The organism is Kitasatospora sp. cg17-2, from assembly GCF_054031055.1.
Genome location: NZ_CM132923.1, coordinates 4,458,788 through 4,482,400 on the forward strand (window position 1 = coordinate 4,458,788; position 23,613 = coordinate 4,482,400).

Sequence of the window (23,613 nt, forward strand, 5' to 3'; positions counted from 1 at the left end):
CGGGACCGATCTCCGGGGTGTCGCGGGAGTGTGACCCAGGTCTTACTCACACGGCTCTTACACCGAATCGGGAACCATGAACACCGTTCCGCTCGTCCGGTCCTCCTCGGCGTACCCGGAACCGGGAGATCCGGTTCGGCCCCTGTCCGGTTCTCGGCGCCGACCGGCCCCGGAGCCGGCGTCAGGCGCCGAAGCTCTTGCCCACCGGCTTGCTCCTGCCGCCCTTGCCGACCAGATGGGCCGGCAGCAGGTCGCGGGCCGGCTCGCGGTAGCCCACCGAGACGATCCGGTCGCCCTCGTAGGTGAAGCTGGTCAGCGAGGCCAGCGAGCACTGCCGGTTGCGCGGGTCGTGCCAGAGCCGGCGGCGCTCCACGAAGGAGCGGACGATCCAGATCGGCAGCTGGTGGCTGACGCAGACCGCCTCGTGCCCCCGCGCGGCGTCCCGGGCGGCGGCCAGCGCGCCCATCATCCGCACCGCCTGCTCCAGGTACGGCTCGCCCCAGGACGGCTTGAACGGGTTGGTCAGGTACTTCCAGTAGGACGGGTTGCGCAACGAGCCGTCGCCCACTCCGAAGGTCTTGCCCTCGAAGATGTTCTCCGCCTCGATCAGCCGGTCGTCCGACGCGAGGTCCAGGCCGTGCGACCGGGCGATCGGCGCGGCGGTCTCCTGGGCGCGCTCCAGCGGGGACGCCACCACGTGGGTGATGTCCCGCCCGGCCAGGTCCTCGGCGACCCGCTCGGCCATCTCCCGGCCCAGTTCGGACAGCCGGTAGCCCGGGAGGCGGCCGTAGAGGACGCCCTCCGGGTTGTGCACCTCACCGTGCCGCATCAGATGGACGACGGTGATGTCCTTGGCGCTCACTTCTCAGTACTCCTGGGACTCGTAAGGGCTGGGCGCCGGGCCTGGTGGCCCCGGCGGTGGCTCAGGCGGCGGCTTCGGCGGCGGCCCGGGCGGCGGCGGGCAGGGCGGCGGCGATCCGCTCGATCGCCCGCTCGTCGTGCGCCGAGGAGACGAACCAGGACTCGAAGGCCGACGGCGGCAGGTAGACGCCCTGCGACAGCATCGAGTGGAAGAACGCGGTGAAGCGGAAGGACTCCTGGGTCTTCGCCTCGTCGTAGTTCGTCACGGCGTCCTCGGTGAAGAACACCGAGAACATGTTCCCGGCGGTCTGCAGCCGGTGCGTCACGCCCTCCTTGGCGAGCGCGGCGGAGACCAGGCCGGAGACCTCGGCGGCGACCCGGTCGACGGCCGTGTAGACCTCGTCGGTGCAGCCCCGCAGCTGGGCCAGGCCCGCCGCGGTGGCGATCGGGTTCCCGGACAGCGTGCCGGCCTGGTAGACCGGTCCGGCCGGGGCGAGGTGGGCCATCACGTCGGCACGGCCGCCGAAGGCCGCCGCCGGGAAGCCGCCGCCCATGACCTTGCCGAAGGTCAGCAGGTCGGGCGCCCAGCCCTCGTGCGCCGCCTCCAGGCCGTACCAGCCCGCCTTCGACACGCGGAAGCCGGTCATCACCTCGTCGGAGACGAACAGCGCGCCGTTCTCCCGGCAGAGCCGGGCCAGGCCGCCGTTGAAGCCGGGCAGCGGCGGGACGACGCCCATGTTGCCGGGCGAGGCCTCGGTGATCACGCAGGCGATCTCGCCGGGGTGGGCCCGGAAGGCCGCCTCGACGGCGGCGAGGTCGTTGTACGGCAGCACGATGGTGTCGCCGGCCTGGGCGCCGGTGACGCCCGGGGTGTCCGGCAGCCCGAAGGTGGCGAGGCCGGAACCGGCGGCGGCCAGCAGCGCGTCCACGTGGCCGTGGTAGCAGCCGGCGAACTTCACGATCTTGGCCCGGCCGGTGAAGCCCCGGGCCAGCCGGATCGCCGACATGGTGGCCTCGGTGCCGGAGGAGACCAGCCGGACCTGCTCGACCGGGGCGACCCGGGCGACGATCTCCTCGGCCAGCTCGACCTCGCCCTGCCCGGGCGTGCCGAAGGAGGTGCCGCGGGAGACCGCGTCCCGCACCGCGTCCAGGACGGCGGGGTGCGCGTGGCCGAGGATCATCGGACCCCACGAGCAGACCAGGTCGACGTACTCGCGGCCGTCGGCGTCGGTCAGGTAGGGGCCGGTTCCGGACACCATGAAGCGCGGCGTGCCGCCGACGGCGCGGAAGGCGCGCACCGGGGAGTTGACGCCGCCGGGCGTGACGACCGAGGCACGATCGAAGAGCGACTGGGACTGGGGTGCTTCGTAGGGGTAGCTCACGGGAGACATGGTCTCAAATCGTGTCCTTCACCTCTGCATGTCGGACCTCATCATCTGGAACGATGATCCGGGCGCCCGAGTCTGTACGGTTATCCGTACAACAGGACCCCTGGCTGCGACGGCCACCCGGACCAGTCAGACTATGTACCCGGAGTGTCTCCGGGGTTCGTCCGGCCGCGAGGGTGGGCAGGAACCCCGGGTCGATGCAGGGGTGTGAAGAGGACTGCCGCGTACCTCGACTGGGTACGGCGGCGCATGACGGGTAAGGAGCACGTCCGGAGGACACCGGACGTGCGGGGGTCTGTCGATTCCGGCGAGTTCCGGTGAGGATGGTCCGAGTGTCCGAGGCGCAGGACGGCTACGACGAGGCCGCGGGTGGCCCCCGCCGGCCCGCCGAGACCGCACGCGGGGGTACGGGAGCGGGAACGGGGCGTGGCGGCCGTGGCCGTGAGAGGCGGGGTGAGGGACGCGTGGGGGTGACGTACAAGTACTTCGGCGCACCCGACCGGGCGACCGCGGCCCGGGTCCCGACCGCGCTGGGCCCCGGCGGGCTCGGCCTGGACGCGGGCGAACTCGGCTCGCTCGGCCGGCTCGGCGATCTGATGGAGACCAGCGGCTCGCCCAACGGCCACCTCTCCACCAAGATCAAGCCGGAGACCATGAGCGCGATGGTCCTCACCGGCATCCAGGGCGTGCCGCTGCACCAGGTGCCCCCGCTGGAACTGGTCGTGCTGCACCCGGACTACGCCGTCGTCCAGCTCCCCCACAACGTCGTCGAACCGCTGCGGAAGGCCGACGAGACCGAGCTCGGCGCCGCCGCCTTCATCTGGTCCACCGTCCCCGACCGCCGGGGCCCGCGCGACGCCTTCGTGATCTACAGCATGCTGCACGAGTGGCAGGACTTCGCCAACCGCCTGCACGACGCCGGCCACCAGCTGTACTGCCTGGTCTGGCCCTGACCCACCCGCTCCGCCGGACGTTCGACGGGCGGGTCCCCGGCGTGGTGCCGGGGGCCCGCCCGTCGGTGTCGGGGGAGGCTCCGGGGGGTCAGCCGCCCGAGCCGTAGCTGGTGTTGGCGCAGATGTCGTCGTCCGCCGAGCGGGCTTCCTCGGTGACCGAGCTGGGCAGCGGGGCGGGGGCGACCGGGGTGCCCGGAGCGGCCGTGCCGGCGCCGCCGTTGGCGTCGGCGTAGTCCTTGCCGAGGACGACGCTGATGCCGGCCGCCGTGGTGGAGGTGAGGGTGGCCCCGGGGAACAGCGCGGCGACCTTCTCGGCGTTGGCCTTCTGCCCGGCGCCGTACTCGACCGTGGTGGTGAGCTTGTTGGTGGACTTCGCCTGGTTGACGCCGGTGACGGTGAACTGCGCCGCCTTCAGCGCGTCACCCGCCTTGGCCCCCAGCCCGTTGACGGTCGTTCCGTTGTAGACCGCGACCTTGATCGGGGTCGCCGCGGTGCGCGCGGGCGGCGCGGTGGTGGTCGGCGGGGCCTCCGGGGTGGCCGCGGGAGCGGCCGGGGTCTCCGGCGCCGCGGCCTGCTCGCCGGTGGCGTCCTTGCCGTCCAGGGTGCGGTCGGCCTTGATGGCCTCCCACAGCTTGTCCACGTCGGGCTTCACCAGGTCGAGGTTGGCATCGCTGTAACGCCACGGCGGGGTCACGAACTTGAGGTCGTGCAGGTCGATGTTCTTCAGCGAGAGGGCGAAGGACATCAGCTTGTCGACCGAGTTGAGCCCCTCGTCCACCCGCAGCGACTTGGTGGCCGCGTCGGCCAGCGGCAGCAGGGTGGTGGGCTCCAGGCCCTTCTTCTTCACCGTGCTGATCATCGAACTCATGAAGGCCTGCTGACGCTTCATCCGGCCGATGTCGGAACCGTCGCCGATGCCGTGCCGCAGCCGGACGTAGTCGAGCGCCTTCTGGCCCTCCACCTTCTGCCGTCCGGCCGGGAGGACCTGGGCGCCCCTCTTCTGGAGGTTCGGGTTGATGTCGCCCTCGTAGATGACCTTGGGCAGGCAGACCTCGACGCCGCCGACGGCCTTGGTCATCGCCGCGAAGCCCGAGAAGTCGACCACCAGGGTGTGGTCGACCCGGATCCCGGTGAGCTTCTCCACCGTGTTCTGGGTGCAGGCGGCGTTGCCCTCCGACGAGTCGCCCTGCGAGAACGCGGCGTTGAACAGGACGTCCTTGCCCTTCTGCTCCTTGGTCCACTTGCCGTTGGGGAGCTTGCAGGGCGGGATGGTCACCAGGGTGTTGCGCGGGATCGAGACGCCGATGGCGTTCTTGTGGTCGGCGTAGACGTGCAACAGGATCGTGGTGTCCGAGCGGGCCCCTTCGGCGTCGCCGCCGCCGAGGTCGGAGTTGCCGGCGCCCCGGCTGTCGGAGCCGATCAGCAGGATGTTCACCGGCTTGTTGCCGTTGGCGTCCGCCGCGGACTCCGGCGGGCGGTCCTTGCTGAGCCCGTCCGAGTCGATGGTCTTGATGTTGCCGTTGAGCTTGAAGTAGATCGCCCCGCCGGTCCCGGCTATGAGCACCAGGGCGCCCACGGCCGTCCAGCCGACGATCTTCTTCATGTTGCGCTCGGGCTTCTTGCCGCGCCCACCGGCCTTGCGGTGGCCCGAGCCGGCCGATCCGCCGTCACCGCCCGCGCCGCCGCGGCCGCCCTTGCCCTGGGCCGCGCGCCTGGCCTCGGCCCGGCCGCCGGTCCTGGGCGCCGGGATCGAGCCACCGGTGCCGGCCGTACCGGTGCCGGAACCGCCCGCGGCGGCGCCGTCCGCGGAACCGCTCCCGGACGCACCCGAACCCGCCGAGCCGGTCGGATCCTCCGAACGCGGCCTGGCCACGCTGGACCGACTCCTGTCTCGGCGACCCGACATCCCCGCACCTCTCACGGCTGTGTCCTCGAACGATCGGCGGCCAGGACGTCCGCCCCGGCGCCACGTGGAGCATACAAGCCGACCGGAAACGACCTGTCGCCGCTCCGGGGCCTGGGGCAGTCGTCGAAGCCCCGGCCCCGCCCGCGGGGCGGGCGGGGCCGGGGGCCGGGTCCGTGCACCAGGGGCGTGCGTGCCCCGGAGGGGGTCCGTCACCTCTTCTGACGCGGCAGCAGCGCGGTGACGGCGAAGGCCAGGGCCAGCAGCCCGGCGGCGACCGCGAAGGCGAGCCGGAAGCCTCCGGTGAGCGCCTCCGCCGCGGGCCGGCCGGCGGCGGCCAGGGCCTCGCCGCGGGAGGTGGCCAGGGTGGAGAGCACGGCCACCCCGAGCGCGGCACCGACCTGCTGGGTGGTGTTGAACAGCCCGGAGGCCGTCCCGGCGTCCGCCTCGCCGGCGCCGGACATGCCCAGCGCGGCCAGTCCGGAGAGCACCAGCCCGCCGCCGCCGACGAGCAGCATGGTCGGCAGCAGGTCGACCAGGTAGCCCGCGTCGGCCGGCAGCCGGGTCAGCAGGCCGAGCGCCGCGACCAGCAGCCCGAGGCCGGCCAGCAGGACGGCGCGCTCGCCGAACCGGGCGCTCAGCCGGGCGGACAGCAGCAGGGAGACGGCACCGATGGCGACGGCGGCCGGGAGCATGGCGAGGCCGGTGGCGGCGGGCCCGTAGCCGCGGACGTTCTGCAGGTAGAGGGCGACCAGGACCTGGAAGCCGAACATCCCGGAGATGACCAGCACCTGCACCGCGTTGGCGGTGGAGACGGCCCGCGAGCGGAACATCCGCAGGGGCAGCAGCGGCGTCGCGGCCAGGGCCTGCCGGACCAGGAAGCCGGCCAGCAGGACCAGCGAGAGCGCGCCGAGGCCGAGGGTCCGCGCGGAGGTCCAGCCGTGCTCGGCGGTGCCGACGACGGTGTAGATGCCGAGCATCAGCGCGGCCGTGATCAGCACCGCGCCCAGGGCGTCGGCGCCGGCCCGCAGCCCGGGGCCCCGGTCGGGGGCCAGGACGCGCAGCGCCAGCAGGGCGGCGGTCAGGCCGAGCGGCAGGTTGATCAGGAAGATCCAGTGCCAGTCCAGCGCCTCGGTGAGGACACCGCCGAGCACCTGGCCGATCGACGCGCCGGCCGCGCCGACGAAGCTGAACGCGCCGATGGCGCGGCCGCGCTCGCCCGGCTCGGGGAAGAGCGTGACCAGCATGCCGAGGCTGACCGAGGAGGCCAGGGCGCCGCCGACGCCCTGCAGGAAGCGCGCGGCGATCAGCAGCTCCGGGCCGGTGGCCAGGGCGCACAGCAGCGAGGCCGCGGTGAACAGCGCCAGGCCGGAGACGAACACCTTCCGGCGGCCGACGAGGTCCCCGAGCCGGCCGGCGAGCAGGAGCAGCCCGGCGAAGGCGATCAGATAGGCGTTGACGGTCCAGGTCAGGCCCGCGGGGGTGAAGCCGAGGTCCTGCTGGATGGCCGGCAGGGCGACCGTGACGATCGAGCCGTCCAGGACGATCATCAGCATCCCCGCGCAGAGCACCGCCAGGGCGAGGAGTCGCGAGCGGGTCGGGGCGGGCGCGCTCGGAGCGGCCGCCTTCGACGGTCGAGCGGTCGGGGCGTGCGTGGTCATAACGGATCTCCCGGTGGGTCGGCTACCGGGTAAGACGTTAGCAGATGGTTTTGTTGTGGACTATCTCTTCCGAGAGAATCTCCCTGGGGATGATCCTCTTCCTTGTTCCAGCCCCGGGAGCGGCTTCGGCCCTTGGAGCGGTTCCAGCCCCGGGAGCGGCCTCAGCCCCGGGAGCGACGGGCCCGGCGGACCGTCCGCTCGCTCTCCACCGGCTCCGCCAGCGGCCCGCCCACCAGCCGGGTCAGCGCCGCGACGAAGGCCGTGCGCTCCTCCTCCGGCAGCGCCTCCAGCACGTCCCGGTGCACCCGGTCGGCGATCGCGGTGCCCTGCTCGACGGCCCGCTCCCCCGCCTCGGTCACCGAGATGATCCGGGCCCGGCGGTCGACGGCGGACGGCCGGCGCTCGGCCAGCCCGGCCTTCTCCAGCTCGTCGACGGTCACCACCATGGTGGTCTTGTCCAGGTCCGCCAGCTCGGCCAGCTGGATCTGGGTGCGCTCGGCCTCCATCGCGTGGAACAGCACGCAGTAGGCGCGCGGGGTGATCCCGAGCTCGGTGAACGCGGCCGACATCCGGGTCGCGAGCACATGGCTGGCATGGTCCAGCAGGCCGGAGAGGTCACGGATCTGCCGCACGGGCGGGCTGGTCGTCATGCCCTCGAGGTTAGCAACGACCGTCCGCCGACGGACGATCCCGTGCGGGACTGTTTCCGGACGGCGGGTACCTCGGCACACGGCGCGCCGGGGTGCCGCAGCCCACCGGGGTGCCGCGCGCGCCGGGGTGCCGCCGGGTTACGGGATGCCGAGCTCGAACAGCGCGTACCCCGCGTACCAGCCCGCCGCCACCGCCGGCATCGCGAACAGGCCGGCCACCGTGCTCGGCCGCAGCCGGCGCAGCGCCACCGCCAGGCCGACGCACAGCGGGAAGGCCGGCAGCAGGTAGCGCGAGATGTTGCCGTAGATCTGGTTGCTGCTCAGCGCCATGAAGACGGTCAGCAGCGTGTAGATCACCAGGACCAGCGGCGGCCGCAGCCTCAGCAGCAGCACCAGCAGTCCGGGCAGGGCGATCAGCAGGCACACCGCGATGAGGTCCGGCGCCGGGTTGGACTGCCAGAACGTCCAGTGCCCGGTGACCGTGTCCAGGGTGCTGCTCAGGGTGGACGAGCCCCAGTCGAAGTAGCGGTTCCAGGCGCCGCGCTGGAGCTTGAAGTAGCCGGTCCAGTCGCCCATCCGCCAGCCGACCCAGGCGATGTACCCGAGCATGCCCCAGGGCGTCATCAGCATCGCGGTCAGCGGCCGGGCCACCCCGTCGGTACGCCGCACCAGCGCCACCAGCGCCGAGATCGAGACCGCGGCGATCACCGTGGCCGCCGTGGGCCGGTTGAGACCGGCCACCAGGGCGAGGGTCCCGGCGGCGATCCAGCGGCGGGTCATCACGCAGTAGCAGGCCCAGGCCGAGAGGGCGACGAACAGGGAGTCGGAGTAGACCGCCCACTCCACGCCCGACCCCGGGAACAGGCCCCAGATCACCGCCGCCGTCACACCGGCCCGGAAGCCGCCGAGCCGCTCCGCGATCGCGAAGATCCCGGCGGCGGCGACGAAGGAGGCCAGCACCGAGACGACGATCCCCGAGCCGTACGGTCCGAGCCCGGTCACCGCCCCGACCAGCCGCATCAGCCAGGGGTAGAGCGGGAAGAACGCCGCCGAGTTCTCGTAGTAGGTGGCCAGCGGGTAGCCGTGCAGCGGGATCAGCTGCGGGTCGTAGCCGTTCTCCGCGATCCGCTGGTACCAGATGCCGTCCCAGGTGCCGAGCACGTCCCAGGGGCGGGCGCCGCCGCCGCGCCCCGGGTCCTTCTTCAGGAAGTCCTCGGTGTGCGAGAGCAGCAGCAGGAAGACGGTCAGCCCGGTCGCCTTGACCACCGCGTACGCGCCGAGCGCCGGCGCGAAGCGGTCGACCAGGGCGCCGATCCGGCCCGGTCCCTGGACCGGGGCGTCCGGCCGGCCGGTCTCCTCCGGGTCCGCCGACCCGGACGGCGGCGACGAAGGGGAGGACGACGAGGGCACGCCCGCGCCCCCGCCCGACGACTCGGTGCTCGATGCCGTGCTCATCAGCTCTGGTACTCCCCGCCCCACTCGCGTCCGGCGCGCCGACCGACACCGCGACGCCGGGCGAGCCTACGACACCCCGGTCGCCGCACGGGCGGGCAGCCCGCCCCGCGGGCGGACGGGCGGGTCGTGGACGGACCGGCCGCGGCGGCGGCGGGGAGCGGGCCCGGCCCCACCGGGGGACCGGGAGGGGCAGGAGGGGCAGGAGGGGCGGTGCCGACGGCGGCCGCCGTCGGCACCAGGGGCGACAACGCCGCGAGCCGCCACTCCGCACCCCAGGAGGGAAGCGCGGGAGCGGCGGCTCGCACCGGCCGGACCGAGGATCGATCAGCCGTTGTTGACGCAGGTGTTGCCGAAGGACGGGTTCAGCAGACCGATGATGTCGATCGTGTTGCCGCACAGGTTGACCGGCACGTGCACCGGAATCTGGAGCTGGTTGCCCGAGATGACACCCGGGGAACCGGCGGCGACGCCCTCCGCGCCGGAGCTGGCCATCGCGGAACCGGCACCGGCGGCCACGATGCCGACAACAGCGGCGCCGACGGCGGCCGTCTTCTTGATGCTCATGAGGAGCCTCCTGACTGTTCGACAGAGATGCACGGGGAGTGCGACATCTCCAACGAGACCCGGTCGAGCCGGTTGCGAGGGCATGCCCACTGTCACCCATCCGGACGAACGGACCCCCGGCCGGGCATTCGGGTGACTGCCGCATCCGACCGTTTCCCCCGGCGCGCTGCCTCGTTCTCACAGTCGGAACACGCTCCACCTGCCCGCTACGACGAGGAGATCCGCCGCCGGTCCAAGCCCGTCCGGAATTCCTCCCGGTCGCGCGTCGATGCGAATTCTTCCCGGCCGTGCGGGAATCGTTCGCGGCGCACGGTACCGCGGCGGCCGCTCATCGCCCGCGCCACGGGCGACACGCGCCATCTGGGCCGCCCGAGTGACAATCACGGTATTCCCAGAAGCCACCGGGCCAGGATTTCACCTCGCCCGGATCCCGACTATTCCACAGACGGTCGGGCAGAAATCGGAGGAAGAACCACATGCGTAACCTCAAGAAGGCTGCCGCCCTGTCCCTCGCCGCCGCCGGCCTGGTGGTCGGTGCGGCCGGTGGCGCGTTCGCCAGCTCCGGTGCCCAGGGTGTCGCCGCCGGCTCCCCGGGTGTGCTCTCCGGCAACCAGATCCAGATCCCGGTGCACATCCCGGTCAACGTCTGCGGCAACTCCATCGGGCTCGTCAGCATCCTGAACCCGGCGTTCGGCAACACCTGCGTCAACCAGGGCTGACCCGGCCGTCGCCGCACCGGCGACAGTCGATCGGCCGTGCCCGTGCCGTACCCCGCCCCGGGCGGGGTGCGGCCCGCTCAACCCGTGTGTGATCTAGGAGATCAACCCCCATGCAGAACGTGAAGAAGGCCGCCGTCCTCTCCGCCGCCGCCGCCGGCCTGGTGCTCGGCGCCGCGGGCGGTGCCGCCGCCAGCTCCGGCGCGGAGGGCGTCGCCGCCGGCTCGCCCGGTGTCGCCTCCGGCAACCAGCTCCAGGTCCCGGTGCACATCCCGGTCAACCTGTGCGGCAACTCCATCAACGTGATCGGTCTGCTGAACCCCGCGTTCGGCAACACCTGCATCAACGCGGAGGCGGAGCACCACCACCACGACATGGACGACTGCTGATCCCCATCGGCACGCGTTCCGCCCGCACTGCCCCCCGGCCCGCCGGCCGGGGGGCGGTTCGGCGTACCCGGGCGCGGTCCGGCCGCCCGGGGCACCCCTCCCCCCGAAGGTGATTGCGCATGGTTTCGAAGAAGAGCGGGGCCGGCCTCGCCGCCGCCCTGGGCGCCGCGGTGCTGCTCGGCGGCGCCGGTGCGGGCGCGGCGCACGCGGCCCCCGCCGAGGGCGGTGCCGCCCTGGCCAAGACCGACGTCAACCAGGCACTCGGCGGCACCACCACCGGGCTCGGTTACGCCGTGGCGCCGGTCAAGGACCTCCGCCTGGACCCGTGGGCCAACTCCTCGGCCGACGTGCTGAACAACGGCGCGACCGTGCAGCCGGAGAACTCCGGCCTGGCCCCGATCGGCACCGACCTGCTGACCGGGCCGCTCAGCGCCGGCGGCGGTCCGCGCGACCTGCCGCTGGTCGGCGGAGTGCTCGGCACGCTGCCGGGCTGAGCCGCCGCACCGGCACCGCGCACGCCGGAGCCCGGCACCCCGTCCTGCGACACGGGGTGCCGGGCTCCCGGGCTGTCCGGGGCCGGACGGCCCTCCTACAGCTGGGCCAGGCCCGCCAGACCGGTCTCCTGGACCACGCCGGTGGTGGTCGCGGTCGTGGTGGTCGCCAGGTTGTCCACCGAGTCGGTCACCGAGATCCGCTCGTCCTCGTTGCCCAGCGTGGCACTGGCGCCGGGCACCGCCTGCACCGCGCCGGTCACCAGCCTCGGGTCGATCTCGTCCACCTTGACCCGGCCGTCGGCGAGCTGGCCGGTGCCGTCCTTGGCCAGCGAGAGCGGCTTGCCGAGACCGATCCCGGGGGTGTCGGCGTGCAGCGGCGCCGCCGGGGCGTCCAGCAGCAGCTCGCCGAGGTCGGCGCCCTGGTCCAGCAGCGGCAGCGGCAGCTCGGCCTTGGCGGTCGGACCGACCCGGCCGGTGCCCAGCGGCGGCACGATGCGCTCCGGGATCAGCGCGTCCCCGGTGGTGTGGGCGGGCACCGGGGGCATCACCAGCGAGGTCGGGATGCCGCCCGAGATCCGGCTGTCCAGCGGCGCCAGCGGGATGTCCACCGGCACCTGCTGGGTGGCCAGCTGCTCCTCCAGCGCCCCCACCTGCTCGGGCCCGACCGGGGCGGCGGAGGCCGCCCCCTGGGAGGCGAGCATGCCCGCACCGACCGCCAGCAGCATCGCGCCGGCCCGCTTGGAGAACCTCATGCTTTTCACCGTTCTGCCTGTCCGTAGTGGAGATCTCTACAGGGAAGGCTGCGCGGGCGCAGCCGAAAGCAATGTGCTCAACGAGCCACCCGGATCCCGGATTGCGGCCGTTAACCGGTTCGGGCTAATAATCCGACAAGAAACACCCGGCCGTCGCGCCTCCCGGACTCTTTTCAGAAATCCCCGTAACCTTCCGTGCCGTCATTCTTTGATCTGAGCGTCAGTGACCGCAGACCGGGTCTGAGCGTTGTACGCGTTGTACGCACGGAAACCAAGAGCTTTTCAGAGAGGGATCTCCCCATGATCCAGAAGTCCTTCGCGGCCGCCGGCCTGGCCGCCGCCGCGCTGGCCGTCGCCGCGGCGCCGGCCTCGGCCATCGGTGACTCGGACGGCTCCGCCGGGTCGTTCCAGGGCAACGGCGGCACCAACTTCACCGGCACCGTCGGTGACCACAGCCCGAACTTCCACTTCCTGGACAACGCGAACGTCTGCCTGCCCGAGATCCACAACATCGCGGTCGGCGTCCTCGGCGTGGCCGTCCCGGTCGAGGTCCCGATCGCCAACAGCGGTGGCAAGCAGTACTGCACCCAGGGCCAGGGCACCCAGAGCAAGGGCGACTCGGGCGTCTCCCACCTGATCGGCTGACCTGCTCGTCCCAAGCTGCGTCACCCCTCCTGATCCACCCTTCGAATCGCTCCCCGATTCACCCCTGAGAGGAACACCGAAATGATCAAGAAGTCTCTCGCCGCCGCCGGTCTGGCCGCCGCCGCCATCGCGATGTCCGCCGGTTCCGCCTCCGCCATCGCCGACTCGGACGGCGCCGCCGTCTCCGCCCAGGGCAACGGCGGCACCAACCAGACCGGCACCCACGGCGACCACAGCCCGAACTTCCACACCCTCGACAACGCGAACATCTGCCTGCCGGAGGTCCACAACATCGCGGTCGCCGTCCTCGGCGTGGCCGTCCCGGTCGAGGTGCCGATCCTCAACAGCACCCCGAAGCAGATCTGCAACGTCGGCCAGAACACCCAGTCCTCGGGCGACGCGGGTGTCTCGCACCTGATCGGCTGATCAGGCCGCACGGCGCGACGGAGGGCCCGGGGACGTCTGGTCCCCGGGCCCTCCGGGCGTACCGGGCCGGACGCCGGCCGGGCCGCACCGGCGGCGTCCGGCCGGGTGACAGGCCGTCGGCGGGGCGCGTGGGGCGCCGCGACGGACGGCAGCGTGTGGTCCCGTGTCAGGGCCGGCCCCCGGCAACGGACCGGAGCACACGTCAGAGGCCGAGCGTCCGCACGGGGCGCTCCGGAAGAGAGGGCAGATCCATGAAGAACAAGCTGGTCAAGGTCACTCTGACCGCCGTCGGCGCGCTGGCGCTGGCCGGCCTGGCCGCCCCGGCGGCCTCCGCGCACGTCGGCCTGGCCGGCGGCGCCGAGTTCGCCGCCTCGGCCCACCCGGTGTTCGCGGCCGGCGAGTGGGGCGGCATCGCCCACACCTCGCACATCCACACCGGTGCGCACGGCTGGGGCGCCGCCACCTCCACCGACGCGGTCGGCGGCGAGGAGGGCTTCGCCCACATCGCCGACTGGTAGCGAGCACGGAGGCCGGGTCCCCTCCCGAAGGGGGCCCGGCCTCCGCCGTGTCCGGGGATCCTGTCCCGGTGCCGGTCCGGCTACTTCACCATCGCGGCGGCCTCGAGGGCCCAGTAGGTGAGGATCTGCTCGGCGCCGGCCCGGCGCAGCGAGGTCAGCGTCTCCAGGATCATCCGCTCGCGGTCGATCCAGCCGTTGGCCGCGGCCGCCTCGACCATCGCGTACTCGCCGGACACCTGGTACGCGGAGACCGGCACCGGCGAGGCGTCGGCGACCTGGCGCAGGATGTCGAGGTAGGCCATGCCGGGCTTGACCATCACCAGGTCGGCGCCCTCGGCGATGTCCAGCTCCAGCTCCCGCAGCGCCTCCCGGGCGTTGGCCGGGTCCTGCTGGTAGCTCTTGCGGTCGCCCTTCAGCGAGGAGCCGACCGCCTCCCGGAACGGGCCGTAGAACGCCGAGGCGTACTTGGCGGTGTAGGCGAGGATGCCGACGTCCTGGTGGCCGGCCTCGTCCAGGGCCCGGCGGACCACCCGGATCTGGCCGTCCATCATCCCGGACGGACCGACCAGGTGGACGCCCGCGTCCGCCTGCACCCGGGCCATCTCGGCGTAGCGCTCCAGGGTGGCGTCGTTGTCCACCGAGCCGTCCGCGGCCAGCACGCCGCAGTGGCCGTGGTCGGTGTACTCGTCCAGGCAGAGGTCCGACATGACCACCAGGGAGTCGCCGACCTCGGCGACCACGTCCCGGATCGCCTGCTGGAGGATGCCGTCCGGGTTGGTGCCCTCGGTGCCGGTCGCGTCCTGCGTCTCGGGGACGCCGAACAGCATGACGCCGCCCAGGCCCGCCTCGGCCGCCTCGGTGACGGTCTTGCGCAGGGTCTCCCGGGTGTGCTGGACCACGCCCGGCATCGACGAGACCGGGACCGGCTCGCGCACGCCCTCGCGGACGAACAGCGGCAGGATCAGCTCCGCCGGGTGCAGCCGGGTCTCCGCGACCAGCCGGCGCATCGCCGGGGTCGAGCGCAGCCGGCGCGGGCGGACGTACGGGAATTCAGCGGACACGGCTTCTCTCTCCGAACGGTGGTGCTGGTGCCGGGGGCGGCGGATGGTCCGCCCCCGGCCTCGATTCAGCGCGCGGCCTTGCGGCGCGAGCCGGGGCGGCGCTCACTGGGCCGGTAGACCGGCTCGCCGGCGGCGGTCGCGGTGTCCCGGCGCTTGGCCCCGAAGTCTGCCAGGGCCTGGGCCAGCGCCGCGGCCGACGGGGCCGGGGCCATCACGTCGACCCGCAGGCCGTGCTCCTCGGCGGTCTTCGCGGTGGCCGGGCCGATGCAGGCGATGACCGTCACGTTGTGCGGCTTGCCGGCGATGCCGACCAGGTTCCGCACGGTCGAGGACGAGGTGAACAGCACCGCGTCGAAGCCGCCGCCCTTGATCGCCTCCCGGGTCTCGGCCGGCGGCGGCGAGGCGCGCACCGTCCGGTACGCCGTCACGTCGTCGACCTCCCAGCCCAGCTCGACCAGGCCGGCCACCAGGGTCTCGGTGGCGATGTCGGCGCGCGGCAGCAGCACCCGGTCGATCGGGTCGAACACCGGGTCGTAGGGCGGCCAGTCCTCCAGCAGCCCGGCCGCGGACTGCTCCCCGGACGGCACCAGGTCCGGCTTCACACCGAAGTCGACCAGCGCCTGCGCGGTGGTCTCGCCGACCGCCGCGACCTTGATCCCGGCGAACGCCCGGGCGTCCAGGCCGTACTCCTCGAACTTCTCGCGCACCGCGCGCACCGCGTTCACCGAGGTGAAGGCGATCCACTCGTACCGGCCGGTGACCAGGCCCTTGATCGCCCGCTCCATCTGCTGCGGGGTCCGCGGCGGCTCGACCGCGATGGTCGGCACCTCCTGCGGCACCGCGCCGTACGAGCGCAGCTGCTCGGACAGGCCGTGCGCCTGCTCCTTGGTGCGCGGCACCAGGACGTTCCAGCCGAACAGCGGCTTGGTCTCGAACCAGGAGTGCGAGGAGCGGTGGGCGACCTGCTCACCGACCACGGCTATGACCGGGGTGGCGGGGTCCACCGGAGCGGACACCGGCGCGGGCAGCACCCGAGCGGCCTTGAGGTCCGCCGCGATGGTGGCCAGGGTCGCGGTGAAGGTCCGCTGGCGGGTGGTGGTGCCGGAGAGCGTGGCGCTGAGCGCCGACTCCGGCTTGCGGCCGTTGGAGACCAGCGCGTTGGCGGTGGCCGGCAGCTGGCCCAGGGTGGTGCGCACGACCAGGGTGGTCTCCGGCGCGCCCAGGTCCACCGGGGAGCCGGCCAGCAGCGCGGCGGCCTCCACGAAGCGGACGTCCGTCCCTGCGGCGCCGCGCAGCGGCACCCCCGCGTAGGCCGGCACGCCGACCGACTGGGCGACGCCCGGGATCACCTCGAAGGCGATCCCGGCCCCGGCGCAGCCGAGCATCTCCTCGGCGGCGCAGCCGTCCAGGCCCGGGTCGCCGTCGACGGTCCGCACCACGTGCTTGCCGGAGCGCACGGCCTCGGCGACCAGGCGCGCCAGGTCGAAGTCCGGCCCCTCGGTGCCGGGGGCGTGCACCTGCACACCGGAGGGACAGTGGCTGCGCACGGCGGCCGCGGTCAGCGGGTCGGCGACCAGGACGTCGGCCGAGGCCAGGACCTCGACCGCGCGCAGGGTCAGCAGGCCCGGGTCGCCGGGGCCCGCGCCCAGGAAGGTGCACCGGCCGGTGGCGGGCACCGTGCCCCCGAACGGGCTGTCGGCCGGGAACGGGCTGTCGGTGGCGGCGGTGGGGCTCATCGGGCTCGCTCCCCCATCAGGGCGGCCGCGCCCGCGTCGAGCAGCCGGGCGGCCAGCGCGCGGCCGAGGGCCACCGCCTGCTGCTCGGCGGTCTCGTCGAGGACGATCGGACCGTGGGCGGACATCTTCAGCAGGTCGGCGCCGTCGACGGTGCCGACCACGCCCTCCAGCCGCAGTTCGGATCGGTGGTCCCAGCCGGCCAGCGCGGCGACCGGTGCGGAGCAGCCGGCCTCCAGGGTGGCGAGCAGGGCCCGCTCGGCGGCCACCGCGACCCGGGTGGGGGCGTGGTCGAGGGCCGCCAGCGCGGCGGCCAGACCGCCCCCTTCCGGGAGCGCAGCGGCGGCGGTGCACTCGATGGCGAGCGCGCCCTGGCCGGGGGCCGGGACCATCAGCTCGGGGTCGAGGTGCTCGGTGATCTCCGCGGACCGGCCGAGCCGGTTCAGACCCGCGGTGGCCAGCACCACGGCGTCCAGCTCGCCGGAGGCCACGAAGCCGATCCGGGTGTCCACGTTGCCGCGGATCGCGACGGTCTCCAGCCGGTCGCCGCGTTCGCGGGCCCAGGCGTTCAGCTGCGCCATGCGGCGCGGCGAGCCGGTGCCGATCCGGGCCGGGCGGCCGGCTCCGGCCAGCTTCTCGACCAGTTCGCCGAGGGTCAGGCCCTCGCGCGCGACCAGGGCGTCGCGGCTGTCCTCGCGCTCGGGGACGGCGGCCAGCAGCAGGCCCTCGGGGGCCGCGGTCGGCAGGTCCTTGAGCGAGTGCACGGCGAAGTCGATCCGTCCCTCCAGCAGCGCGTCGCGCAGCGCGGAGACGAACACACCGGTGCCGCCGATCTGGGCCAGCGCCTCGCGGGAGGTGTCGCCGTAGGTGGTGATCTCCACCAGTTCGACGGGGCGCCCGGTGAGGCGGGTCACCTCGCGGGCGACCATGCCCGACTGCGCCATGGCGAGCGCGCTGCGCCGGGTGCCGAGCCGCAGGGGTGCCGCGGTGGTGTCCGGTGCCTGGCCGGTGAGCGGTTGACCATTCATGGGGTGATCGTCCCGGTGGTACTCGTGGGATGGCTGACGGTTCATCCGGCGCCCCCGCCCGCGGGCTGGGTGCCGATCGGGGTGCCCGAGACCGCGTGGACGGCGGCCGGGTCGAGGTCGAACAGTTCACGCAGTGCCTCCGCGTAGGAGGCGCCGCCGGGTTCGGCGGCCAGCTGCTTCACCCGCACGGTGGGGGCGTGCAGCAGCTTGTCGACGACCCGGCGGACGGTCTGGCCGATCTCGGCGCGCGAGCGCTCGTCCAGACCGGGCAGCCGGGAGTCCAGGCGGGCCAGCTCGGTGGCGACCACTCCGGAGGCCATCGCGCGCAGCGCCACCACGGTGGGGGCGATCCGCGCGGCCCGCTGGGCGGCACCGAAGGCGGTGACCTCCTCGGCGACGATGCCGGTGACGGCGTCGACGTCCCCGGCGCCGGGGGTGGCGGCGTGGGCGTGCGAGAGGCTCTCCAGGTCGACCAGGAGCGCGCCGGGCAGCTCGTGCACGGCGTGGTCGACGTCGCGCGGCATGGCGAGGTCGAGGAAGGCGAGGGGGGTCGCGGCGGCGCGCGCCGCGACGGCGGCGGCGACGTCGTCCGCCCCGATCACCGTGCCGGCCGCGCCGGTGCAGGAGATCACCAGATCGACGTCGGCCAGCGCCTCGGGCACCTTGGCCAGGTCCAGGGTGCGGGCGACGTCCCCGCCGAGGATCTCGACCAGCCGCTCGGCGCGCTCCGGCGTCCGGTTGGCGATCAGCAGGTCCGTCACGCCGGAGCGGACCAGGGTGGCGGCGGCCAGCGAGCTCATCGAGCCCGCGCCGACCACCAGCGCCCGCTTGCCCGCGATCGCGCCCGCGCCGGCCGCGACCTGCTCCAGGCCGAAGGTCACCAGGGACTGGCCGGCCTTGTCGATGCCGGTCTCGCTGTGCGCCCGCTTGCCGACCCGCAGGGCCTGCTGGAAGAGCTCGTTGAGGCCGCGCGCGGCGGTGTGCTCCTCCTGCGCCTTGGCCAGGGCGTCGCGCAGCTGGCCGAGGATCTGGCCCTCGCCGACCACCATCGAGTCCAGGCCGCAGGCCACCGAGAAGAGGTGGTGGACCGCGCGGTCCTCGTAGTGGACGTAGAGGTGGGAGGTCAGCTCCTCCAGGTCGACCCCGCTGTGGTGGGCGAGCAGCAGCGACAGCTCGGCGACGCCGGCGTGGAACTTGTCCACGTCCGCGTACAGCTCGATCCGGTTGCAGGTGTTGACCAGCGCCGCCTCGGCGACGGTCGCGGACGCGGCCGCGTCGTGCAGCAGCCGGGTCGGCACCTCACCGGTCAGCGCGGCCCGCTCCAGCACGCCGACCGGGGCCGTGCGATGGCTCAGCCCTACGACGAGAAGACTCACGCCCGCCCCCTGGTCCCACGATTCTCGGTCCCGCTCATGCCGGCATCACCGCGGACAGCTCGCCCTCGCCGGGCTTGCCCGGCTTGCCCTGCGCCGTCGGCTCGGCGTCCTTGGCCGGCTCGGCGGCGGTGCGGGGCTTGGTGCTGCCGCCGGCCGCGCGGCGCAGCTTGGCCGCGGCGGCGCGGACCGGGCCGGGGGCGCGGTCGAGCACGGACTCCGTGCGGTCGGGCTCGTCGCCGGCCTTGCGCTGCTCGTGGAAGGCGAGGATCTGCAGCTCGATGGAGAGGTCCACCTTGCGCACGTCCACGCCGTCCGGGACGGTCAGCACGGTCGGGGCGAAGTTCAGGATGCTGGTGACACCGGCCTCGACCAGCCGGTCGCAGACCTGCTGGGCGGCGCCGGGCGGCGTGGTGATGACACCGATCGAGACGTGCTGGCTCTCCACGATGGATTCCAGTTCGTCCATGTGGCGCACCGGCAGGCCGGCCGCGCTGCTGCCGACCACGGTCGGGTCGGCGTCCAGCAGGGCGGCCACCCGGAAGCCCCGGGAGGCGAAGCCGCCGTAGTTGGCGAGCGCGTGGCCGAGGTTCCCGATGCCGACGATGACGACCGGCCAGTCCTGGGTCAGGCCCAGCTCGCGGGAGATCTGGTAGACGAGGTACTCGACGTCGTAGCCGACCCCGCGGGTGCCGTACGAGCCCAGGTACGAGAAGTCCTTGCGCAGCTTGGCGGAGTTCACCCCGGCCGCGGCCGCCAGCTCCTCGGAGGAGACGGTCGGCACCGAGCGCTCGGAGAGCGCGGTGAGCGCGCGCAGGTACAGCGGAAGCCGGGCGACCGTCGCCTCCGGGATGCCCCGGGCGCGCGAAGGTCGACGCGCGGCGCCCTGGTCGGGCGTCTGCGAACTGCTCTGTGGTGATCGGCCGATTGCCACGGTGCTCCTGTGGGTGAAGCTGGGCTTTGGCAGCCAGGCTATGCGTTTGTGAACGTGTGCACAAAGATGGTGTCCGATTTGTCCACACACAGTGATGCGCATCACGCCGTGGACCCCATAGCACCGGCCCCTTTCCGGGCCACCGCCGGGGGCGGTGCAAGGGGTGGCCGAGGGCCGTACAGCAGGCCGTTCGGCAGCACCGGCGGAGCCGGGCGGGAGGACCCCCGCAGGACCAGCGGCACCGGCTCCCCGGACAGGCGGGACCGGGCCCGCCCCAGCCTCGGCCACGGCACCGCGGCCGCCTCCCGCAGCGGCCCCGCCCAGTCGCCCGGCGGGCCGGACGGCGCGTCCAGGCAGTGGCGCAGCAGGCCGGCGGTGGCCCGGGCGTCGCCGAGCGCGGTGTGCGCGGCGAAGCCGTCGAGGCCGGCCGCCGCCACACAGGCCGCCAGGCCGAAGCCGCCGGCCTCCGGCAGCCGGTCCCGGGCCAGCCGCATCGTGCACAGCGAGGGCACCGGCGGCAGCGGGACCCCGATCCGGGCGAACTCGCGGTCCAGGAAGGCGTGGTCGCAGGTGACGTGATGGCCGACCAGCACCCGGCCGGCCAGCAGCTCCAGCAGCAGCGGCGCGATCTCGCGGAAGCGCGGGGCGCCCTCGACGTCCTCCTGCGCTATCCGGTGCACATGGGTCGGGCCGACCGGGCCGAGCGGGTCCAGCAGGGTGCAGAACTCGCCCTCGGGGCGGAGCCGCTCGTCCAGCAGCACCACCGCCACCTCGACCACCCGGTGCCGCCAGGGGCTGCGGCCGGTCGCCTCCACGTCCACCACGGCGAAGCCCCCGCGCGCGGCCGACGGCTCGGCGGGCGTGATCGGGGGCGGACCGGGAAGCACGGCGGCACTCCTCGTGTGCTCAGCCCCCCATGGGCGCGGACGAGTTCGATCGTAAGCCGACCGACGGCCGGTGCCCCAAGCCCGGAACGCGGATTCTTCACAACGATTCGGCGAACCGCCCCCGCCGTTCGGCGGGGGCGCGGGAGGCGCCCGGCGGAGCGGGCCGGAGCCTCCCCGCCGGGTCCGCCGGGGCCCGGGTCAGGCGCCGAGGGCGCTGCGCAGGCGCTTCTCGTCCACCCGCCAGAAGTCGTGCTGGCGCCCGTCGATCAGGGTCACCGGGATCTGCTCCCAGTAGAGGTGGTGCAGCTCCGGGTCCTGGGTGATGTCCTTCTCCTCGAAGGCCGCGCCCAGCTCGGCCGTCACCCGGACGATCACCTCCCGGGCGTCGTCGCACAGATGGCAGCCAGGCTTGGCCACCAGGGTCACCGTCCGGTCGGCCGACCCCGGGCCCCGGTTCTTGTCACGTCGCAGCAGTGGACTCACCCCGCCATTGTGCGCCGCCCCGACGGGCGGGCCGGACCCGGCCGCCCCTCCCGCCGTTCACCCGGCGGGCACGTCGCCGTCACGGCCGCCGCACAGGTGGCTGGCTATGCTCGATGACATGGCCGTGCTCCGAAGGCTCACCCAGTCAAGGCGCCCCACCGGCCCGCGGACCGCGCTGGCGGGCGAGGCCGCGGCGGAGGCGGCGGAGGCCGCCCTGCGGGCCGCCCCGGCACCGGCCGGGGAGGTCCCGACGGAGCCGGCCGACGGCACCGGGCCCGCGGCGGACGCCGGGCCGGCCGAGGAGGCCGGGCCCGCCGGGGACGCGGAACCCGCCCGACGCGGCCGGACGCCCAGGCCGCCCGCCGAGAACCACACCCCCGAACCGGACGACCCGCGCGCCGCCGCCTTCTTCGACTGCGACAACACCATCCTGCGCGGGGCCGCGATCTTCTACCTCGGGGTCGGCCTCTACCGCCGGGGCTTCCTCACCCGCCGCGACATCGCGCGCTTCGCCTGGCAGCAGGCCTGGTTCCGGCTGTACGGCGCCGAGGACCCGGACCACATGGCCGACGCCCAGCACACCGCCCTGGGCCTGGTCGCCGGCAAGCGCACCGCCGAACTGGAGGCGCTCTGCGAGGAGGTCTTCGAGGAGGTCATCGCCGACAAGGTGTGGCCGGGCACCCGCGCCCTGGTCCAGATGCACCTGGACGCCGGGCAGCGGGTCTGGCTGGTCACCGCCGCGCCGGTGGAGGTGGCGCGGATCATCGCGGCCCGGCTCGGCATGACGGGGGCGCTCGGCACCGTCGCCGAGGCGCGCGACGGCGCGTACACCGGCCGGCTGGTCGGCGAGCTGCTGCACGGGCCGGCCAAGGCCGCCGCGGTGGGCTCGCTGGCCCGGCGGGAGCGGCTCGACCTCGACCGCTGCGCCGCGTACAGCGACTCGGCCAACGACATCCCGATGCTCTCGCTGGTGGGCCACCCCTACGTGGTGAACCCGGACGGCGCGCTGCGGCGGCACGCCCGCGCGCAGGGCTGGCGGGTCCGGGACTTCCGGACCGGGCGGAAGGCCGCCCGGGTCGGGCTGCCGGCCGCCGCCGCGCTCGGCGTGACCGCGGGCGCGGTCGCGGCCTGGGCCGCGCTGCACCGCCGGCACCACGCCTGAACGGAGCGGACGCCGCGCCGGACGGAGCGGACCGAACGACCCGGGTCGGGCGACCGGGCCGGGCGGACCCCGCGGACGGCCGTCCGGGGCCCGCGCCGGGGTGAGTCCGGTCAATTCGCGCGCTGACGATGCCGCCCGTACGGGCGAACTCCCGCGCGTCGCGGGCCCGTCCGGCCCCCTCGACCGAACTCGCCAGCCAGTGACCGGATCTGATCGTTCGCCAGCTCGACAAAGTCGGGGGTTATCGGGCCCCAGAACCGGGAAACCGCCCGCCTCACCACCGAATTGGTCACCAGGCGCACCCGTTCTGTCACGTTGAGCCAGGCGATCGCCGACATGTTCGGTCACTGTCGGCCGGATATACGTTCAATGCGGATCCCAAACGACCACTTCGACCACACGGTGTAGCTGTCATTGCACAAAGCGTTATTCTCTCCTGGATGCACGTCACCCAACCGCCCCAGCGCGACCCGGGGGGCGCGGACGTGCTCTCCGCGCAGGCGGAGGTGATCCGTCCACAGTTCTGCCTCTGGGAGTCCCGTGTACCCACCCGTCCGGAACGACGCGCCTGCACCCTCCCGCCCGTCGTCCGCGCCCCTGCGCTCCCGCACCAGCCTCCGCGGCCGCCCGGTCCCGCCCCGGCAGATCTCCACCGGCCTGGAGCTGCTGCGCACCCTGCTCCGCAGCCAGCTCCCCGTCACCCCCCAACTGGTGCCCGCCGGAGCCGCGTTCGGCCAGACCCAGGACCGCCCCGGCACCCCCCTGCTGCGCACCACCGCGGCCGGTTCGGCCGGGGCCGGCACCCGGGGCCGGGCCGGCAGCACCGGCGGCCGCAGCCGCTCCCGCACCACCACCGGCCCCGGTTACGAGACCGAGCACAACCCGATCATGGAGCTGGTCGAGCGCGCCCAGGCCGGCGAGAGCGAGGCCTTCGGCCGGCTCTACGACCACTACTCGGACACCGTCTACCGCTACATCTACTACCGGGTCGGCAGCCGGGCCACCGCCGAGGACCTCACCAGCGAGACGTTCCTGCGCGCGCTGCGCCGGATCGGCACCTTCACCTGGCAGGGCCGGGACTTCGGCGCCTGGCTGGTGACCATCGCCCGCAACCTGGTCGCCGACCACTTCAAGTCCAGCCGGTTCCGGCTGGAGGTCACCACGGGCGAGATGCTCGACTCCAACGAGTGCGAACGCAGCCCCGAGGACTCGGTGCTGGAGTCGCTCTCCAACGCGGCACTGCTGGAGGCGGTCCGCCGGCTGAACCCGCAGCAGCAGGAGTGCGTCACGCTGCGCTTCCTGCAGGGGCTGTCGGTCGCCGAGACCGCCCGGATCATGGGCAAGAACGAGGGCGCCATCAAGACCCTCCAGTACCGGGCCGTGCGCACCCTGGCCCGCCTGCTCCCGCCCGACGCCCGGTGAACCGGCGGCGGTCCGGGGAGGCCCCCGGGGAAGCGGCGGGAGAGATAGTGGGCGGGCCGTCACCCTCGGCGGCGGCCCGACACATCCGGGTGAAGGGTCGGTCCGATGATCAGTCGTGCGTAACCGACCACCCGCGCCGCTCGTTGGCCAGCTTG

The 23,613-nt window shown here is 73.8% G+C and carries 24 protein-coding genes; 9 read left to right on the forward strand and 15 right to left on the reverse strand.

Annotated elements, in window-relative coordinates:
- Nucleotides 1-181: 181 nt before the first annotated feature.
- Both ACW14Y_RS18655 and hemL read right to left on the reverse strand, forming a co-directional pair.
- Nucleotides 182-829, reverse strand: coding sequence for a histidine phosphatase family protein (locus ACW14Y_RS18655; protein ID WP_380299903.1), 648 nt, complete (start codon nt 827-829; stop codon nt 182-184).
- A gap of 94 nt (nt 830-923) precedes the next feature.
- A complete protein-coding gene (gene hemL, locus ACW14Y_RS18660; RefSeq protein WP_380299893.1) occupies nt 924-2,252 on the reverse strand; it encodes a glutamate-1-semialdehyde 2,1-aminomutase in 1,329 nt (442 codons plus the stop codon).
- Nucleotides 2,253-2,719: 467 nt separating this feature from the next.
- Between hemL and ACW14Y_RS18665 the strand changes: the two genes are divergently transcribed.
- On the forward strand, nt 2,720-3,202 hold the full coding sequence (locus tag ACW14Y_RS18665; RefSeq protein ID WP_078879960.1) for a hypothetical protein: 483 nt from the start codon (nt 2,720-2,722) through the stop codon (nt 3,200-3,202).
- An 88-nt stretch (nt 3,203-3,290) separates the two neighbouring features.
- Here ACW14Y_RS18665 and ACW14Y_RS18670 read toward each other — a convergent pair whose 3' ends face one another.
- The 5 genes from ACW14Y_RS18670 to ACW14Y_RS18690 form a co-directional block, all read right to left on the reverse strand.
- A complete protein-coding gene (locus ACW14Y_RS18670; RefSeq protein WP_455583925.1) occupies nt 3,291-5,075 on the reverse strand; it encodes an LCP family protein in 1,785 nt (594 codons plus the stop codon).
- Nucleotides 5,076-5,317: 242 nt separating this feature from the next.
- A complete protein-coding gene (locus ACW14Y_RS18675) occupies nt 5,318-6,766 on the reverse strand; it encodes a DHA2 family efflux MFS transporter permease subunit (RefSeq protein WP_380299892.1) in 1,449 nt (482 codons plus the stop codon).
- Nucleotides 6,767-6,927: 161 nt separating this feature from the next.
- A complete protein-coding gene (locus ACW14Y_RS18680) occupies nt 6,928-7,416 on the reverse strand; it encodes a MarR family winged helix-turn-helix transcriptional regulator (RefSeq protein WP_380383422.1) in 489 nt (162 codons plus the stop codon).
- 138 nt (nt 7,417-7,554) lie between these two features.
- On the reverse strand, nt 7,555-8,871 hold the full coding sequence (locus ACW14Y_RS18685; RefSeq protein ID WP_380299890.1) for a hypothetical protein: 1,317 nt from the start codon (nt 8,869-8,871) through the stop codon (nt 7,555-7,557).
- Nucleotides 8,872-9,195: 324 nt separating this feature from the next.
- Nucleotides 9,196-9,435 (reverse strand): chaplin, encoded by a 240-nt coding sequence (locus tag ACW14Y_RS18690; protein WP_030393803.1) that lies wholly within the window; start codon nt 9,433-9,435, stop codon nt 9,196-9,198.
- Between the two features lie 476 nt (nt 9,436-9,911).
- On the opposite strand from ACW14Y_RS18690, the gene ACW14Y_RS18695 reads away from it, so the two are divergent.
- From ACW14Y_RS18695 to ACW14Y_RS18705, 3 genes are all read left to right on the forward strand, one after another.
- On the forward strand, nt 9,912-10,154 hold the full coding sequence (locus ACW14Y_RS18695) for a chaplin (protein ID WP_376001852.1): 243 nt from the start codon (nt 9,912-9,914) through the stop codon (nt 10,152-10,154).
- Between the two features lie 110 nt (nt 10,155-10,264).
- Nucleotides 10,265-10,540: a chaplin gene (locus ACW14Y_RS18700; RefSeq protein WP_045937921.1), complete on the forward strand. Its 276-nt coding sequence runs from the start codon at nt 10,265-10,267 to the stop codon at nt 10,538-10,540.
- Nucleotides 10,541-10,659: 119 nt separating this feature from the next.
- Nucleotides 10,660-11,034, forward strand: a complete 375-nt coding sequence (locus ACW14Y_RS18705) for a hypothetical protein (protein ID WP_327073611.1) — start codon at nt 10,660-10,662, stop codon at nt 11,032-11,034.
- A 95-nt stretch (nt 11,035-11,129) separates the two neighbouring features.
- Here the strand turns inward: ACW14Y_RS18705 and ACW14Y_RS18710 are convergent, their stop codons facing one another.
- Entirely contained in the window at nt 11,130-11,786 is a 657-nt protein-coding gene (locus ACW14Y_RS18710) for a hypothetical protein (RefSeq protein ID WP_043470878.1), read from the reverse strand.
- 300 nt (nt 11,787-12,086) lie between these two features.
- Here ACW14Y_RS18710 and ACW14Y_RS18715 point away from each other — a divergent pair, with 300 nt between their 5' ends.
- The 3 genes from ACW14Y_RS18715 to ACW14Y_RS18725 all read left to right on the forward strand — a co-directional run bounded on the left by ACW14Y_RS18715 (nt 12,087) and on the right by ACW14Y_RS18725 (nt 13,375).
- Nucleotides 12,087-12,431 carry a rodlet layer protein gene (locus tag ACW14Y_RS18715; RefSeq protein ID WP_340632150.1) on the forward strand — a complete coding sequence of 115 codons (345 nt, stop codon included), beginning with the start codon at nt 12,087-12,089 and terminating at the stop codon, nt 12,429-12,431.
- A gap of 81 nt (nt 12,432-12,512) precedes the next feature.
- Entirely contained in the window at nt 12,513-12,857 is a 345-nt protein-coding gene (locus ACW14Y_RS18720) for a hypothetical protein (RefSeq protein WP_037779809.1), read from the forward strand.
- Nucleotides 12,858-13,108: 251 nt separating this feature from the next.
- Nucleotides 13,109-13,375 (forward strand): hypothetical protein, encoded by a 267-nt coding sequence (locus ACW14Y_RS18725; RefSeq protein ID WP_266270083.1) that lies wholly within the window; start codon nt 13,109-13,111, stop codon nt 13,373-13,375.
- A gap of 80 nt (nt 13,376-13,455) precedes the next feature.
- On the opposite strand, the gene hemB is transcribed toward ACW14Y_RS18725, so the two are convergent.
- The 7 genes from hemB to ACW14Y_RS18760 form a co-directional block, all read right to left on the reverse strand.
- Nucleotides 13,456-14,436, reverse strand: coding sequence for a porphobilinogen synthase (gene hemB, locus ACW14Y_RS18730; protein ID WP_380299889.1), 981 nt, complete (start codon nt 14,434-14,436; stop codon nt 13,456-13,458).
- 65 nt (nt 14,437-14,501) lie between these two features.
- Nucleotides 14,502-16,172, reverse strand: a complete 1,671-nt coding sequence (locus ACW14Y_RS18735; RefSeq protein WP_266311670.1) for a bifunctional uroporphyrinogen-III C-methyltransferase/uroporphyrinogen-III synthase — start codon at nt 16,170-16,172, stop codon at nt 14,502-14,504.
- Nucleotides 16,169-17,197: a hydroxymethylbilane synthase gene (gene hemC, locus ACW14Y_RS18740; RefSeq protein ID WP_380299888.1), complete on the reverse strand. Its 1,029-nt coding sequence runs from the start codon at nt 17,195-17,197 to the stop codon at nt 16,169-16,171. Before hemC ends, ACW14Y_RS18735 begins: the two co-directional genes overlap by 4 nt.
- 41 nt (nt 17,198-17,238) lie before the next feature.
- Nucleotides 17,239-18,573, reverse strand: a complete 1,335-nt coding sequence (locus ACW14Y_RS18745; RefSeq protein WP_380299887.1) for a glutamyl-tRNA reductase — start codon at nt 18,571-18,573, stop codon at nt 17,239-17,241.
- A gap of 34 nt (nt 18,574-18,607) precedes the next feature.
- Entirely contained in the window at nt 18,608-19,504 is an 897-nt protein-coding gene (locus ACW14Y_RS18750) for a redox-sensing transcriptional repressor Rex (protein WP_360014573.1), read from the reverse strand.
- A 101-nt stretch (nt 19,505-19,605) separates the two neighbouring features.
- Nucleotides 19,606-20,391, reverse strand: coding sequence for a 3'-5' exonuclease (locus ACW14Y_RS18755; protein ID WP_456987736.1), 786 nt, complete (start codon nt 20,389-20,391; stop codon nt 19,606-19,608).
- Between the two features lie 198 nt (nt 20,392-20,589).
- The gene (locus ACW14Y_RS18760) at nt 20,590-20,874 is read right to left on the reverse strand and encodes a glutaredoxin family protein (RefSeq protein WP_456987738.1); all 285 of its coding nucleotides are present in this window, start codon (nt 20,872-20,874) and stop codon (nt 20,590-20,592) included.
- A 118-nt stretch (nt 20,875-20,992) separates the two neighbouring features.
- Between ACW14Y_RS18760 and ACW14Y_RS18765 the strand changes: the two genes are divergently transcribed.
- A complete protein-coding gene (locus tag ACW14Y_RS18765) occupies nt 20,993-22,036 on the forward strand; it encodes an HAD family hydrolase (RefSeq protein ID WP_402722449.1) in 1,044 nt (347 codons plus the stop codon).
- A gap of 657 nt (nt 22,037-22,693) precedes the next feature.
- Nucleotides 22,694-23,458 (forward strand): ECF subfamily RNA polymerase sigma factor, BldN family, encoded by a 765-nt coding sequence (locus ACW14Y_RS18770; RefSeq protein WP_380299901.1) that lies wholly within the window; start codon nt 22,694-22,696, stop codon nt 23,456-23,458.
- The last annotated feature ends 155 nt before the right edge of the window (nt 23,459-23,613 follow it).